The organism is Myxococcus stipitatus DSM 14675 (assembly GCF_000331735.1).
GTDB classification, from domain to species: Bacteria; Myxococcota; Myxococcia; order Myxococcales; family Myxococcaceae; genus Myxococcus; species Myxococcus stipitatus.
In genome coordinates this window covers 2,548,078-2,562,875 of the sequence record NC_020126.1, presented here as the reverse complement: position 1 = coordinate 2,562,875, position 14,798 = coordinate 2,548,078, and the positions used below count along the sequence as shown (strand labels likewise).

9 protein-coding genes are annotated in these 14,798 nt (G+C 68.4%); 6 read left to right on the top strand and 3 right to left on the bottom strand.

All coding sequences use genetic code 11. The features are described 5' to 3' along the window. Window positions 1-3: 3 nt before the first annotated feature. Together MYSTI_RS10180 and MYSTI_RS10175 are read right to left on the bottom strand one after the other, a co-directional pair. Window positions 4-1,839, bottom strand: coding sequence for a WD40/YVTN/BNR-like repeat-containing protein (locus MYSTI_RS10180; protein WP_015347662.1), 1,836 nt, complete (start codon window positions 1,837-1,839; stop codon window positions 4-6). A gap of 91 nt (window positions 1,840-1,930) precedes the next feature. Next, the gene (locus MYSTI_RS10175; RefSeq protein WP_144370041.1) at window positions 1,931-3,769 is read right to left on the bottom strand and encodes a beta propeller repeat protein; all 1,839 of its coding nucleotides are present in this window, start codon (window positions 3,767-3,769) and stop codon (window positions 1,931-1,933) included. 203 nt (window positions 3,770-3,972) lie between these two features. On the opposite strand from MYSTI_RS10175, the gene MYSTI_RS10170 reads away from it, so the two are divergent. The 4 genes from MYSTI_RS10170 to MYSTI_RS10155 all read left to right on the top strand — a co-directional run bounded on the left by MYSTI_RS10170 (window position 3,973) and on the right by MYSTI_RS10155 (window position 8,701). Next, on the top strand, window positions 3,973-4,404 hold the full coding sequence (locus MYSTI_RS10170; protein ID WP_015347660.1) for a hypothetical protein: 432 nt from the start codon (window positions 3,973-3,975) through the stop codon (window positions 4,402-4,404). A 148-nt stretch (window positions 4,405-4,552) separates the two neighbouring features. Then, window positions 4,553-5,251, top strand: coding sequence for an endoglucanase (locus MYSTI_RS10165; RefSeq protein ID WP_015347659.1), 699 nt, complete (start codon window positions 4,553-4,555; stop codon window positions 5,249-5,251). A gap of 150 nt (window positions 5,252-5,401) precedes the next feature. Further along, window positions 5,402-7,552 (top strand): phospholipase D-like domain-containing protein, encoded by a 2,151-nt coding sequence (locus MYSTI_RS10160; RefSeq protein ID WP_015347658.1) that lies wholly within the window; start codon window positions 5,402-5,404, stop codon window positions 7,550-7,552. A gap of 33 nt (window positions 7,553-7,585) precedes the next feature. Further along, on the top strand, window positions 7,586-8,701 hold the full coding sequence (locus tag MYSTI_RS10155) for a hypothetical protein (RefSeq protein ID WP_015347657.1): 1,116 nt from the start codon (window positions 7,586-7,588) through the stop codon (window positions 8,699-8,701). 1 nt (window position 8,702) lies between these two features. On the opposite strand, the gene MYSTI_RS10150 is transcribed toward MYSTI_RS10155, so the two are convergent. Next, a complete protein-coding gene (locus tag MYSTI_RS10150) occupies window positions 8,703-9,527 on the bottom strand; it encodes a nuclear transport factor 2 family protein (RefSeq protein ID WP_015347656.1) in 825 nt (274 codons plus the stop codon). Window positions 9,528-10,137: 610 nt separating this feature from the next. On the opposite strand from MYSTI_RS10150, the gene MYSTI_RS10145 reads away from it, so the two are divergent. Beyond that, window positions 10,138-13,689, top strand: a complete 3,552-nt coding sequence (locus tag MYSTI_RS10145) for a condensation domain-containing protein (RefSeq protein WP_015347655.1) — start codon at window positions 10,138-10,140, stop codon at window positions 13,687-13,689. A 1-nt stretch (window position 13,690) separates the two neighbouring features. Then, the gene (locus MYSTI_RS10140; protein WP_015347654.1) at window positions 13,691-14,758 is read left to right on the top strand and encodes a TauD/TfdA family dioxygenase; all 1,068 of its coding nucleotides are present in this window, start codon (window positions 13,691-13,693) and stop codon (window positions 14,756-14,758) included. Window positions 14,759-14,798 lie beyond the last annotated feature (40 nt).

The window sequence follows — 14,798 nt, the reverse complement described above, 5'->3', positions numbered from 1 at the left end:
CCCTCACGGCAGCGTGCCCTCCAATGCACGAGCCGCCAGGTCGTGCACACCGAGGGCACGCGCATAGCCCTCTGATTCCGAATCACCCGCCACCATCGCCTCGCCCACGAGGGTCGCGTGGGTGCGAGGGCCACAGGCCTCGGCCTCATACTCGAGGGAGTGGCGCACGGAACTCCCAGGTGAGCAGGACCACTCGAGGACGGCCCTGTACCGGGAGTTGGACTCGCAACCGAGTGGCTTCTCCTCCCGGGTGGCGGCGGCGACCAGTGCGCGGAGGAAGCGTCGGGCCTCGTCAGGGGACAGCACGCGCGACTGGACCGTGAGGGGCTTCTTCCGAGCCGGGTACTTTCCGGAGAGCAGCGCGCGCGCGTTCGAGACCTCCAGGGCGAGGTGATTCTCCTCGTCGGCATTGCAGCCGACGAGGCCGAAGCGCACCTTCACCGCGGCCTCTGGCGCATTGAGCAGACAGTGGAGCTGGTACTCCTGCTCCGTCAGCGGCACGCCTGTGGCCAAGGCAGGGCTCTCGGCCGTGCTCTGCCCCCAGGTCAGGCCGAAATCGGAGGAGGCGAACGAGCGCTGCGACTGCGCCCAAGCAACGAGCACGTCGTCCTCCGTGATGCTCAGCGAGCGCAGAGGGGCCTCGGGGACGCGCCCCACCGAGAACCAGCTCCGCCCCTGGTCATGGGACAACATCACCTGGGCCCCCTTCCAGCCGGTCCAGGTGGTGGGCTTGGCGGTCTCCAGGCCATCGAGCCTCGTGAGGGCCCCCGAGCCCGGCGTGGTGAGCGGAGAAGTCCTCACGAGGCGCCCCCCTCGAAGGGTGTGCAGGAGGCGGCCTCGGACCTTCACGAGCGTGTCGGCCCCCATGACCGTCATGGGCTCGCCGAAGGCCGGTGTCCGCGCATGCACGGCGCCTCCGTGCTTCGAGGACTCCCAGGTGATGATGCGCCTTCCTCCGGCGAGCGTCGTGACCCGTGGGGACGCGTCACGCTCTTCGGGGGCTGGAGGCCGGAGGTTCCATGTCGTCCCTCCATCGGTGGTCTGGAAGCGGCCCGCGGAGCCCTGGAGCCAGGCCACCTGGGGCGTCAACAGGGTCACCTCGCGAAGCATCGTGGCGGGCCCTCGAGCTGGTGCCGGGGGCCAGGGCGTCTCGATGCGACGCCAGGTCGTTCCACCATCCTTCGTCGCCCACAAGGAGCCTCGCATCCCCGCGGCCCAACCGCGCTCCGCGTCCAGGAAGGAGAGGCTCATGCAGCGGTCCTCGGAAGTGAAGGGTGTCCCCTTCAGTTCCAGCCAGGACGCACCGGAATCATCACTGCGGTAGATGGTTCCGGACGAGCCGCAGATCCACGTGCGTGGACCCGCCCGCTCCAGGTCGTAGATCCAGGTCGGGTCCTGTCGTGGAAACGCGACGGAGTGCCAGGAGCGACCGCCATCCGAGGTCCGCAGCACCGCCGCGCCAAGGTACCCCGCCATGAGGCCAATCTCAGGCGTGTACCAGACGAAGAAGTCGACGGAGGGGCTGTACTGCTTCTCGAACAGGAATGACGGGACGACAAGGGAGCGAGAGAGCGACTCCGAGGACGCTCGGTCCTCGTGCCACGACCGACCCGAATCCGCGCTCCGGTAGACGACCTGGCGAAGCCACATCTGGGGAGCGACCTTCACTTCCGCCAGGGCCCACCAGTCCGTGTCCGTGCGCCGACTGATGGCCATCAACTTCTCGACCTTCAGCTCGCGGACACCCAGGTCCACCGACGGCCGCGGCGAAGCCAGGGCGCCCGAGGGAAGCGCCATCCACAGCATGACGAGCAGCAGCACCGATGCACCACGCGTCACGCTGAACCGCTCCTGCCCCAGGAGGCCGTCGAAGCCATGGCATCCAGTAACACGGGGCCACAGCCATGGAGAGCCATGGTTCCGTCATGACTTATCGAACCGTGCCCTCCAATGCACGGACCGCCAGGTCGTACACACCAAGGGCGCGCGCGTAGTCCGTTGGCTCCGCTCCGCCACTCATCGTGCCTCCACCCATGATGTCGGCCGGGGTCAGCACGCCACAGCCAGAGGCGATGAACTCCAGGGTGCGGCGGTCCGTTCCATCTGGCGAACAGGACCATTCGATGAGGGTCGTGTACTTCATGATGGATTCGCAGCGGAGCTGAGTCTCCTGCTGCGTCGCTGCGCTCACGAGACCACGGAGGATTCGCCGTGCCGCCTCACGGGTCAGCTTCCGGGAATGGACCTCCAGGGGATTCTGATGAGCCTCGTACCGGCCCGAGAGGGTCGCGTGGTCATTCGCGAGGTTCAGCGCCAGATGGTTCTTCGAGCGAGGCCAACAATCGGAGATGTCGAACCGCACCGTCACCTCGGCCTCAGGTGCGATGAGCAGACACTGGAGCGGCGTTTCGAGGCGCTCGGGAGGAACACCGGTCGCCACGGCGAAGTCATGGGCATCCAGCCAGGTGGTGCTTCGGTTCCAGGTGCGGCCAAGGTTCCATGAGACAAACAGATTCTCCGACTGAGCCTGTGCGAAGAGCCTGCCGTCCTTCGCGAACACCAAGGTGCGAAGAGGCGCCTCGGGAACGAGCCCCACCGTGAACCAGCTCAGTCCTTGGTCATGCGAGAGCAAGACCTTCGCCCCCGTCCAGCCGACCCACCTCTCCCGCTCAAGAGTGAGCACCCCATCGAGCGGGGTGAGGACACCAGAACCCGGGGTCGTCAGAGGGGTGACCCTCACACGGCGGCCCGCGACGAACGTGTGAAGGAGGTCTCCGTGGATCGTCACGACCGTGTCGGCACCCATCACCGCGTCCTGATCGCTGAGCGAGGGCATGGGAGACTCTTCCGTGGTGCCCACCGTGACCCAGGATTGCCCACTGGCTCGTGGTGTGACCCGGAGGACCTCTTCACTGTCTTCGGTAGCGGGCATGCGCGGGTGCCACGTCTTCCCTCCATCGGTCGTCTGGAATCGACCGGCCGAACTCTGGACCCACGCCACTTTCGGGGTGAACAGGGCCACGTCTTCCAAGTCCGTGGGCCGCTGGGGCCAGAACGGATCCGGCGTCGGAGGCCAGGCCGTCGGCATGCGGCTCCAGGTGGCCCCACCATCCTCCGTTGCCCACAGAGAACCTTTCATTCCCGCGGCCCATCCCCTCTTCGCATCCAGAAAGGAGAGACCCACGCAACGGTCGTCGCTATTGAAGGGGGTTCCCGGCAACTCTCTCCAGGTCGCGCCGGTATCATCGCTGCGGTAGATGGAATCCGTGGAGCCACACATCCATGTGCGTCCACCCGCCCGCTCCAGTTCATAGACCCGGAACGCATCCCCTCGTGCCAGCGCAATGCGGCTCCAGGTGCGCCCCCCATCGATGGTTCGCAACACTCCCGCGTCGAAGACCCCCGCCATGAGGCCCACCTCCGGCGTGTACCAGACAAGGAAATCAACGGTGCCACCGTGCCAGGAGCGCACCGAGTGAGAGTGAGGCTCGACGGCCTCGACAACTGCCTCCGTCACCGCCGCATCTTCACGCCACGAAATGCCAGCATCGGCGCTCCGATAGATGCGAAAGGGGAAGGTGCGCTCTTCGTCCCGAGGGACTCCATCCCGTCTCTTCTCGAAGTCGGCCCTCAGGACCACCAGGGCCCACCAGTCCTCCTCCGTTCGACGGCTGATGACGGATATCTCCCGCGCATCCACTTCGCGAATCCCGAGGTCCACGGAGGGCAGCGGCATCTCCTCAGCGGAGACGGTGGACGCCATCAACAAGCCAAGGAGCGCTCCAGTCCACATGACGAATCTCACCTGCCACCGGGAAGACGGGCACGACCTGAACCCGAGCGGCGTCATCCATGACAGGGGTGGTCGGCCTTGTGCCTCACGGTTCCATCATGGTTCCATCAAAGCATCGTGCGGCAGCCCCGCCCGGGCAGCGAGGGCGCGTCACTCTTTCTGAACCGAGGAACACACCCATGACTGTCATTGCCCGGCTGTTGATGAGGCAGGCGCTGTGCGGGTTCATGGGATGGGGGCTCCTCCTCCTCCTGGCGAAAGTCTCGTTCTCGACGCGCCACGCCAGGTTCGACAGCATGACGCTGCTCGAGTTGGTGGCAGTGCCACCGCTCGGGTTCGCGCTGACCACCTTGGCCTGTGCACCCCTGCTCGTCCTCACCTGGAGACGGTGGTACTGGTGGATGGGCACCGTGGCGGCCGCCGTCATCTCCATGGTGGGCGCGGGCTCGCTGTACCTCATGGCCAGTCAACTCAGGACCTTCGGGACCCGCTGGCACTTCGCAGGGCCCACCGAACTCGCCATCATGGCCACCCTGGGGCTTCCCATCGCCGCGCTCGCCGTCATCGTCCAGGGTCGAAGTCGGCTGACGAAGGCATCCGCCAGGCACTAAGGGTCGCCGCGCCCCGCCATGCCAACGCGTCGAGAAGCTGTGCGGGGCCGCCCACCCCCGCGCCTTGACGCTCGTACACCCCCATGTTCTCGTCGGAAGAATGTCAATCACTCACACTGAAGTCACGCGTCGACAACTCGCGACCGCGATGGCTGCGTTCGGCCTCTTGCTCCTTCCCGCCACGGAGGCTTCAGCGCAGACGGCCTTGAAGTATCTGTCCGAGCCTGCCTCGGGGCAGACGGTGCGCGCCTGGGACTGCTGCAAGCCCAGCGGCGCGTGGCCGGGGAAGGCCGACGTCAGCACTCCGGTCAAGGCGTGCGCCAAGGATGGCGTCACAGCCGTCAGTGCGACCATGCAAAGCGGCTGCGCGGGCGGCAGCAGCTATGCCTGCAACAACAATCAGCCGTGGGCCGTGAATGCAAACATGTCCTATGGCTTCGCCAGGGCGAACCTCCCCGGGAGGCCAGAGTCCGACACGAGCTGCGCCTGTTATGCCTTGCAGTTCACCAGCTCGGCCGTGAAGGGCAAGACGCACGTGGTCCAATTGATTGGCCAGGGGCCGGATATCGGCGCGAACGTCTTCGAACTGCTCATTCCTGGCGGTGGCGTGGGCCTCTTCAACGGCTGCCAGAGCCAATGGGGCGCCCCCAGCACCGGCTGGGGTGACCAGTACGGCGGCGTCAGGAGCAAGGCCGAGTGCTCCCAGTTGCCGTCACAGCTGCGAGCAGGCTGCAACTGGCGCTTCGACTGGTTCCTGAACGCGGACAACCCGAGCGTGAGCTTCCGTCGGGTCAAGTGCCCCACGGCCATCACCGACAGGTCTGGCTGCCGCCGCAAGGTGGACTGAGCGGAGAAACATGGGCCCGCCCGTGAAACTTTGCGCCAGTGCGGTGGTCCGCCGTGTCCTCTCCCTGGTGAATTGACGGGTCCAACCCCAGTGGCTTTCATCCCGCCAGGTACCCGTGTACGCAGTGGTCCCAACTGACAGGGGTGTGCCATGAGCTCTATCAATCCCACGGGTGGTGCTGGAGCCGGCAAGGTCGGCCTGCCGGACCTCCGCAAGGCCGAAGCGCCCCCCGCCCCCACGGAAGCGGCCAAGCCTCCTGAGGCGGAGACGCCGAAGCCCGCGAAGAAGGAGGTGGCCTCCACCTTCGAGGGCACGAAGCCCGCGAAGGCGCCCGGCACCGAGCTTCGCCCCGGCCCCTTGTCCAAGAACCCCGGCGCCCCCAAGCCCACCCGCGAGCGGCCCGAGGACCCACTCGTGGGGACCTTCGCGGCCTCTCGGACCACTCGCGCCACGCCCCCCTCCCCCGTCGAGCATGAAGGCAAGAAGTGGGACGTCGCCGGCATCGTCATGAAGGACGGCGAGCCCCACGCCCAGCTCCAGGAAGCCGGAGTGCAACCGCGCTACATGCCCATGGTCGAGGTCTTGAAAGGCCGCGTCGTGGAGTTCCCAGACGACAAAGGCGTCCTCGAGAAGTACCGCCTCATCGGGACCCGCCAGACGAAGGACTCCGAGACCGGAAAGCCGACGGAGGTCCTGGTCCTTCACAAGCTCGCGGACAGCGCGGAGCCCGTGCCCCTGCGCACGCAGCAGCCCGCGCGCGGCTATCCCATCCGCAACCGCCCGCTCAGCGCGGCCCCCGCGGTGAACCTCTCCAAGGACAAGGAGGTCCTCGTCCCCATGAGCGCCGCCGACAAGGTCCTGTTCACCTTCAACACGGGCGACCGCACTCCGAGCGACCGGCACACCTACTCGCTCGGCGTCATGCGCTACGACTCCTTCCTCCTCACCCCCCAGGAGCCCGCGCAGACGAAGTACGTCCCCCTGGAGTCCCTCGGCAAGGTCGAGGCCCGGCTGAGCGGACGGGAGATGGAGGGGGTCTACACGCTCGAAGCCACCGCGAACGGCGGCATCCAGGCGTCCGGCATGGACAAGGACGGCCACACCGGCACCAGCGCCATCCAGCCCTCCGCCGTCGCGGGGCGCTACGTCCTGGTCCCCGCTCCTGACTTCGGAGGAGTGGTCGCGCTGGATGCGTTCAACTTCGCCGAGGCGAAGGCGCGGGCCACCGCGGCCACGCACGCGACGGAGGGCTCCCGCCCCATCTCCGACCCGCTCATCGGCACCCTGCCCACGACGGTCCGCGCCCAGGTGGACCGAGGCACCGCGTCGCTCCAGCACATCAAGAAGCTGCTGGACGACCCGAAGGCCACGGGGCCCGTGACACTCTTCAACGTCGACCTCGGCATCGGGGGCAAAGGCGCGACGGAGGAAGGCAACAATCACGCCCAGGCCGTCCTGGACTCGCTCGTCGCCTACCGGACTCGCAATCCAGACGCGCCCATGCAAGTCATCGCCGACGAGCGGATGTGGAACAACCGCGAGATGAACAAGGACCTGACGACCCGTCTCCAGGACGCGGGCATCGACATCGTCTTTCCGCGCAGCACGGCGAAGCCTCGCATCAACCACTCCAAGGGCGCCTGTGTGGGCGAGCGCGTGGTGCTCACGACGGCCGCGGTGGTCCCCAAGACGACGACCAAGTCGGACATCACCACCGAGCTCCCTCCCGAGGCCGCCGGCCTCTACCGCGACTACCTGAGCCTCACCTTCAAGACCGGGGAGTTCACCTCCGCGGACAAGGAGAAGCTGGAGTCACTCGTCGCGGGCCTCGCGAAGCATGGCGTGGTGGCCAACGACCCGATGACGAAAATCCCCATGGTGGCGCGAGCCATGGACGGCCTCATCACCGGAGCCACCCGCAGCCTGCGCTTCCTGGGCAGCGAGCTGAAGGACGTCGACACCGCCCAGAAGTTCATCGACCAGGCGAAGGCGGGCGTCCAGGTCCTCATCCAGTACCGGGAGATCGACCCGCAGTCCGAGAGCATGTTGAAAGCGGCGATGAAGGACCTCCCCCACCTGAAGCTGGAGAAGGTCGACGACTGGAAGCCCTACCCGCACTTCAACGCCCTCATCGCGGATGACTCGCAGGCCTATGTGGGAACGGCCTACCTCTGGCCCAACCAGCTCTCGATGGCCCACCACGGCCTCTCGCACGAGAGTGGCGTGGTGTTGGGCGAAGACTCCGTGAAGGACCTGCTGCGCCAGTTCGACGACCTGGAGGCGAAGACGCGTCCCGCCTGACGCACTCGGGAGCCCCTGCCCCTGGAGATGAAGATGAGACGGCTGAGCTATCTGGTGTCCCTGGTGCTCCTCGGGGGTTGTGCGAATCAGCGGGCCGAGACACGCCCGGAGTCGCCTCCCTCCGAGAAGCCCTCCAAGCCCGCGATGGTCTACCGGTTCGAGGGCATCGAGCTCTTCGGCACGCGCAAGTACACCCGCGAGGAGCTGCTCGCCCCCTATCTCGCGGCGCTGCCTCCCTCGGGGACCCTGCTGGACATGGAGAAGGATGGCGACGCCTTCATCCAGGCGCTGGCGAAGGGCAAGGAGCAGCTCCAGGCGCGCCACGGCTTCGCGCTGATTCGCAACTCCGTCACCGCCTACGCCCAGGGCATGACGATGAGAGTCACGGTGGACGTGGTCGACCTGGGCGACGAGTGGCGCCTCGAGTACGCCCCCGCGCCCACTGGCTCCGTCCCCGAGCCCGAGGGCCTGCTCACCGCGTGGAGCACCTACCTCACGCGGATGTGGCGGCTCGTGAACTCGGGGGTCATCTCGACGGAGGACACGGAGCCCTGCCGTGCCTTCCACTGCTTCTATGGCCCAGGACATCCGGAGCTGATGCCGCTCGAGGCGCCCCTGCTGTCCGGCGTGCCCGGACACTTCGAGACGCTCGTCCGGATGGCCCACACCGACGCGGACGCGACGAAGCGAGAGAAGGCCGCGTACCTGCTCGCCTACGGCCCTTCACGGGACGAGGTCGCCCGCGCGCTCGTGCCCCTGATGAACGACCCGAACGAGGCACCTCGCAACGCCGCGATGCGTGTCCTCTGGAAGCTGCAGGAGAAGGCGGACACCCCGCTCGTCCCGCTCGAGAAGGTGCTGCGCGGCCTCCAGGGCCCGCTCATCAGCGACCGGAACAAGGCCGCGGGCCTGCTCGCGGTCCTCGTCGCCAAGGACACCTCTCGGCGGGGCGACATCCTCCAGGAGGCCGGACAGGTGCTCCTGGAGATGGCCACCGCGAAGCAGGTCATCGAGCGAAAGCCCGCGCTCGATGTCCTGCGGACCTTGTCGGGGAAGGACTTCGGCGAGGACCTCGCGCGCTGGCGCACCTGGGTCCAGGAGACGCTGGCTGCCCAGCCGTCCCGCGCGCCCTCGCCGAATCACCGCTGAGCTACTCCGCCCGGGGCTCCCACAGCACACTCACGACCTTCCACTGGCCACTCCAGCGGGCCACGTGGAGGTACTCCACGGTGTCCGCCGTCTGGACCTTCAGGAACGCGATGTTCTCGAACGCGTCCAGGAGGACGACCTCGCGGCGCGGCCGACGCCCGTGCCCCGCCTCGCCACAGCCGCCCTCCCGTGAGAGCAGCCACAGCGTCATCGCGGATTGCGAGCGCAGCTTGCTGCGACCGCTGGCCAGCACCGTCACGGTGCGGCGGACCAGGTCCGGGTGCAGCGCGCGCTCCATGTGCCACGTGTCCCCGGAGAACAGGCCGTCGACGTAGTCCAGGACGGTCCGCTTGAGGGCCGCTTCGTCCACCACCGCCGGCGCCTGCTTGGGCTTCAGCTCCCAGAGCACATTGAGAATCTTCCACTGCCCGTTCCACCGGGCCATCTGCATGTAATCAATCCAGTCGCTCATCTCGACCCGGACGTGAGCCGTGTTCGCGGACGCCTCGAGAATCCGCACGTCCTTGAACCGCCGCTCCGGAGGCGTGCCCGTCCCGGAGCCCGCCGCCGTGGCGTCACGCAGCGCCAGCGCGCTCATCTGCCCCAGCTCCGCCCGGCCCTCCGCGTCCTTCTGCACGATGCGCTTGGCCAATTCCGGGTGGAGCGAGCTCGCCATCTTCGCGCCATCCCCCTCGTACCAACCCTCCGCGTAGTTCAGCGCCGTCCGAGTGATGGCCTCACTCTCCGCCGCCTCCGAGAGCTGCTGCGCATGGGCCACGCTGGCCAGACACACGAGTGCGAAACCAATGGGAAGGGCTCTTCTCATTTCCTTGCTCCAGCAAACAGGTGGGTCACTTCCACGTGAGCCCTTAGGGCCCAGATATTTTGCGACCCCAATAAACCAGATTTTCAAATATCTAGGATATCCAATTTATTCGCGTTTTTCAGGTCGTAACCGCTCTGACACGAGGACTTCACTGGGGATGCAATAGACGCCCACTCAGTTCGTCCCGTAAAACGGGCATTAGTGGTGAATTAACCAAAAAAGGATTATATTTCGTAACGAGTGAAGCTCGCTTAGGTGGCTCTTCCTGGAGAGTGAAGAGAGCCCGGCGACTTCAAGACCGGGGCGCAGGAACACCTCACAACACAGGAGCACCCGCGCGGCCCCGGAGGCGCGGGGCACGGGGGCTCGGAGTTTCCTCCGAGGCGCAGAGAGACACGCATGTCACGCCCATCTTCTCGACCGACAACGCGCTCCACCGCCGTCGCGGTGAAGCCAGGTGCCTGCCGCGTGACTCCCCCTGGGCGCGCCTTCTGGAAGGCCCCGCTACCTCACTGACCTCCGCCGCACAGGGCAGGAGCTGCGCACCGGGGCTCATCCCGGGCGCAACCCCTCTGGGCCGCGTGGCTCCTCCACAGAGACACAAGCGAGCATGAGCGACTCCAATCCGCTGTTCTCATCTTCGAGCATGACCGAGCTGGCGCTCCGCCGCGCCGCGGAGCACCCGGACCTGCGCGCCTATACCTTCCTCGTGGATGGGGAGGAGGAAGAGCTCCACTTCACCTACGCGGAGCTGGACCAGCGGGCGCGCACCATCGCGGGCTTCCTCCAGAGCCAGGGCGCGCAGGGCGAGCGCGTCCTGCTGCTCTATCCGCCGGGGCTCGACTACGTCTCCGCCTTCGTCGGGTGTCTCTATGCGGGCGCCATCGCCGTGCCCGCCTATCCACCGGACCCGATGCGGCTGTCGCGGACCCTGCCCCGGCTGGAGGCGCTCATCGCGGATGCGGACGCACGCTTCGCGCTGACGACGGAGTTCATCCAAGGCATGTCCGGCGCGCTGGGTGAGCAGTCACCCCGGCTGGCCGCGCTCGCGTGGGTGGCCACGGACACACTGGATGACCGCGCGGCCTCGGCGTGGAAGGCGCCCTCGCTGTCGCCGGAGTCACCGGCCTTCATCCAGTACACGTCCGGCTCCACGGGGACGCCGCGCGGGGTGATGCTGTCGCACCGCAACCTGCTCCACAACTCGGCGGCCATCCACCGCTGCTTCGAGCACTCGGCGGACAGCAAGGGCGTCATCTGGCTGCCGCCCTACCACGACATGGGCCTCATCGGCGGGGTGCTCCAGCCGCTCGCGGGCGGCTTCCCCGTCGTGCTCATGTCGCCGTTGGACTTCCTGCGCAAGCCGCTGCGCTGGCTGCAGGCCATCTCCCGGCACCGAGGCACCACGAGCGGCGGGCCCAATTTCGCCTTCGACCTCTGCCTGCGCAAGACGACGCCCGAGCAGCGCGCGGCCCTGGACCTGAGCTGCTGGGACGTGGCCTTCAACGGCGCGGAGCCCGTGCGCGCCGACACCCTCACCCGCTTCGCGGAGCTGTTCGCGCCGAGCGGCTTCCGCAAGGAGGCGTTCTACCCCTGCTACGGCCTGGCCGAAGGGACGTTGATCTCCTCCGGCGGCCGCAAGTCCGCGCTGCCCGTGGTGCGGACGTTCGAGCAGGCCGCGCTGCTCAAGGGCGACGCCGTGGAGGTCTCCGCCGAAGCGCCGCCGAGCGACGAGGCGCAGCCGCACGTGGGCTGCGGCGTGAGCGTGCTGGACCAGGAGTTGCTCATCGCCGACCCCGACTCCGGCGTGCCCGTGCCGCCGGGCCGCGTGGGGGAAATCTGGGTCAGCGGCCAGAGCGTCGCGCAGGGCTACTGGCGACAGCCGGAGCTGAGCGAGCACACCTTCCGGGCCCGCCGGGGCGACACCGGCGCGGGCGCCTGGCTGCGCACCGGAGACCTGGGGTTCCTGCGAGACGGTGAGCTGTTCGTCACCGGCCGCATCAAGGACCTCATCATCCTCCGAGGCCGCAACCTGTATCCGCAGGACCTCGAGCGGAGCCTCGAGGGACTCCACCCCGCCCTTCGCCCCGGCTGCTGCGCGGCGTTCTCCGTGGACACGGGCGGCGAGGAGCGCCTGGTGCTCGTCCACGAGGTGGACCCCGGCAAGCTGCCGGAGCCCGACGCCCTGGTCGATGCGCTGCGGCAGGTGCTCGCGCAGAAGCACGAGGTGCACCTGCACGGCGTCGCCCTCATCGCGCCCGGCAGCATCCCCAAGACGTCCAGCGGGAAGATTCAGCGCCGCGCGTGCCGCGCCATGTACCTGGGGGGGGAGCTGGAGGTCATCACCCGGAGCGACGCCTCGGAGCACGTCGCGGCCTCGGAGCCCGCCGCCGAGCTTCCCGTCCTGAGTCGCGAGGTGCTGCTCGCCGCCCCGCGCGAGGAGCGTCCCCGGCTGCTCGCCGAGCACCTGCGCCACCTGGTCTCCCGCGCGCTCGATGTCGCGCCCTCCTCGCTGGACGCGGACCGGCCTCTCGCCGCGTTCGGCCTGGACTCGATGCACTCCATCGAGCTCAAGAGCGCGCTGGAGGACGGGCTGGGCGTGAGCCTGCCCGTCGCCGTCCTGCTCGATGGCGCGGGCCTGCGGCAGCTCACCCAGAAGGTGCTGGAGGAGCTCGACGCGCCCACCTCCACGCTGCCGCCCCTGGAGCCCGTGGCGCGCGGCGCCCACGTCCCGCTCTCCTTCGCGCAGGAGCGGCTGCTCTTCCTGGACCAGCTCTCCTCGGGGAACTCCGCCTACAACATCCCCGTGTCGGTGCTGCTGGAAGGGCGCCTGGACCTCGGGGCGCTCGGACGCAGCCTCTCCACCATCCTGGCGCGCCACGAGGCGCTCCGGGCCCGCTATCCCTGGGTCGACGGCCGGCGGGTGCAGGTGATTGCGCCCACGGACTCCCCGGCCACGGCCGACCCCTTCGCCTCGGCGGACGCGGTCATCGACCTGTCGGGGATGCCCGAGGCGGAGCACGCGGCGGCGGTCGCCCGCCTCACCGCCGAGGAGGCCCGGCGCATGTTCGACCTGACCACCGGGCCGCTCGTGCGCGTGCGGCTGCTGCGGATGAGCGCGGAGCGGCACCACCTGCTGCTCAACATCCACCACATCGTCTCGGACGGGTGGTCCATGGGGGTGCTCGTCCGCGAGCTGGGCGCGCTCTACGCCGCCTTCGTCGAGGGCAAGCCGTCCCCCCTTCCCGCCATGCCGCTCCAGTACGCGGACTACGCCGTGTGGCAGCGCCGCTGGCTGGAGTCCGGTGGCCTGGAGTCCGAGGCCGCGTGGTGGAAGTCCCAGCTCACCGGCGCGCCCGCGCTGCTGGAGCTGCCCACGGACCGGCCTCGGCCCGCGAGCCAGAGCTTCCTGGGCGCGCGGCATCACCTGGAGTTCTCGCCCACGCTCACCTCGTCGCTCAAGGCACTGGGGCAGGCGGAGGGCGCCACGCTCTACATGACGCTGCTCGCGGGCTTCCTCGTGACGCTCCACGAGCGCACGGGCCGCGAGGACGTCGTCGTCGGCACGGACGTGGCCAACCGCGAGCACGCGAAGGCGCAGGGGCTCATCGGGCTCTTCGTGAACCAGCTCGTGCTGCGCGCGGACCTCTCCGGCAACCCCACGTTCCAGCAGCTCCTGGGGCGCGTGCGGGAGCTGGCGCTGGGCGCCTACGCGCATCCGCACCTGCCCTTCGACAAGCTGGTGGAGACGCTGCGGCCTCCGAGAGACCCCCGCTACAACCCGCTGTTCCAGGTGATGTTCGTCCTGGAGAACGCGCCGCTGCCCAAGCTCGTGCTCCCCGGGCTCTCCCTGCGCATCCTGGAGGTCGACGACGGGGGCTCGCCCTTCGACCTGTCCGTCCTCCTCTCCGAGAGCGCGGGAGGGCTCGGCGGCGTGCTGCGCTACAGCACCGCCCTGTTCGACGCCGTCACCATGTCGCGCCTGGCGGACGCCTACGGGGCCGTGCTGTCAGCGGTGGCCGAGCAGCCCCACGTCACCCTCGCGGAGCTTCGCGGCGTCATCTCCGAGCAGGAGCGGCGGCGGCAGGCGGCCCAGGCGGAAGCGCTGAAGGCGGTCCGCTCGGAGAAGTTCCGCAACACCCGCCGAAAGTCCGAGAACTGACATGACCAGCACGTCCAAGAAGAAGGAGCTGCCCCTCGGCAAGAGGCGGCAAGTCGACACGTCTTCCGAGCCGTGGGTGAGCTTCGAGGAGCTGTCTCCTGGCGTCAGCCTGCCCCGCCTCGCCCGGCCCACGCTGCCGGGCATCGACCTGGCCGAGTGGGCGCGCGCCCACCGTCCCGTCATCGAGGCACAGCTGCATCGACATGGCGCCATCCTGTTCCGGGGGTTCGGCATCCACTCCCCGGAGGCGATGAACCGCCTCATCCAGGGCATCTCCGAGTCGGCGCTGCCCTACGAGGAGCGCTCCTCGCCGCGCTCCCAGGTCAGCGGGAACATCTACACGTCCACGGACCATCCGCCGAGCGAGCGGATCTTCCCGCACAGCGAGCAGTCCTACAACCTGGCCTTCCCCCGGCACCTCTACTTCTGCTGCGTGACGCCGTCGCAGTCCGGAGGCGAGACGCCGCTGGCCGACACGCGCCGCGTCTTCGCGCGCATCCCCGCGGCGATTCGGGCCCGGTTCCTGGAGAAGGGCTACACGTACGTCCGCAACTTCGGGAGCAACTTCGGCCTCACGTGGCAGACGGCCTTCCAGACGGACGACCCCGCCACCGTCGAGGCGTACTGCCGGAGCCACGGCATCGAGTTCGAGTGGCGCGAGGGCAACCGGCTGCGCACGCGCCAGGTGCGTCGCGCGGCCGCGCGGCACCCCGTGACGGGCGAGGCCACGTGGTTCAACCACGCCACGTTCTTCCATGTCTCGACGCTGCCGCGTGAGGTCGGCGCGGCGCTGCTCGCGGAGTTCGGCGAGGAGAACCTGCCGAACAACACGTACTACGGCGACGGCTCGCCCATCGAGCCGGAGGTGGTGGAGACGCTGCGCGCCGCGTACGAGGCGGAGCAGGTGAGCTTCCCCTGGGAGCGAGGCGACGCGCTCCTCGTCGAGAACACGCTGGCCGCGCATGCGCGCTCCTCATTCGTGGGTCCCCGGCTGATTCTCGCGGGGATGGCCGCGCTCCTCGAGTGGGACGCCATGCCCGGTGTGACGCCTGGCCCGGACGCCTCCTAGCCACGCGACACCGCGCTTCCTCCTTCCACACCCCCAAGGA

Bases quoted from the DNA above. Each gene is read 5' to 3' on its own strand.
- MYSTI_RS10170 (WP_015347660.1), top strand. From the start codon at position 3,973: ATGACTGTCATTGCCCGGCTGTTGATGAGGCAGGCGCTGTGCGGGTTC.
- MYSTI_RS10165 (WP_015347659.1), top strand. From the start codon at position 4,553: ATGGCTGCGTTCGGCCTCTTGCTCCTTCCCGCCACGGAGGCTTCAGCG.
- MYSTI_RS10160 (WP_015347658.1), top strand. From the start codon at position 5,402: ATGAGCTCTATCAATCCCACGGGTGGTGCTGGAGCCGGCAAGGTCGGC.
- MYSTI_RS10155 (WP_015347657.1), top strand. From the start codon at position 7,586: ATGAGACGGCTGAGCTATCTGGTGTCCCTGGTGCTCCTCGGGGGTTGT.
- MYSTI_RS10150 (WP_015347656.1), bottom strand. From the start codon at position 9,527: ATGAGAAGAGCCCTTCCCATTGGTTTCGCACTCGTGTGTCTGGCCAGC.
- MYSTI_RS10145 (WP_015347655.1), top strand. From the start codon at position 10,138: ATGAGCGACTCCAATCCGCTGTTCTCATCTTCGAGCATGACCGAGCTG.
- MYSTI_RS10140 (WP_015347654.1), top strand. From the start codon at position 13,691: ATGACCAGCACGTCCAAGAAGAAGGAGCTGCCCCTCGGCAAGAGGCGG.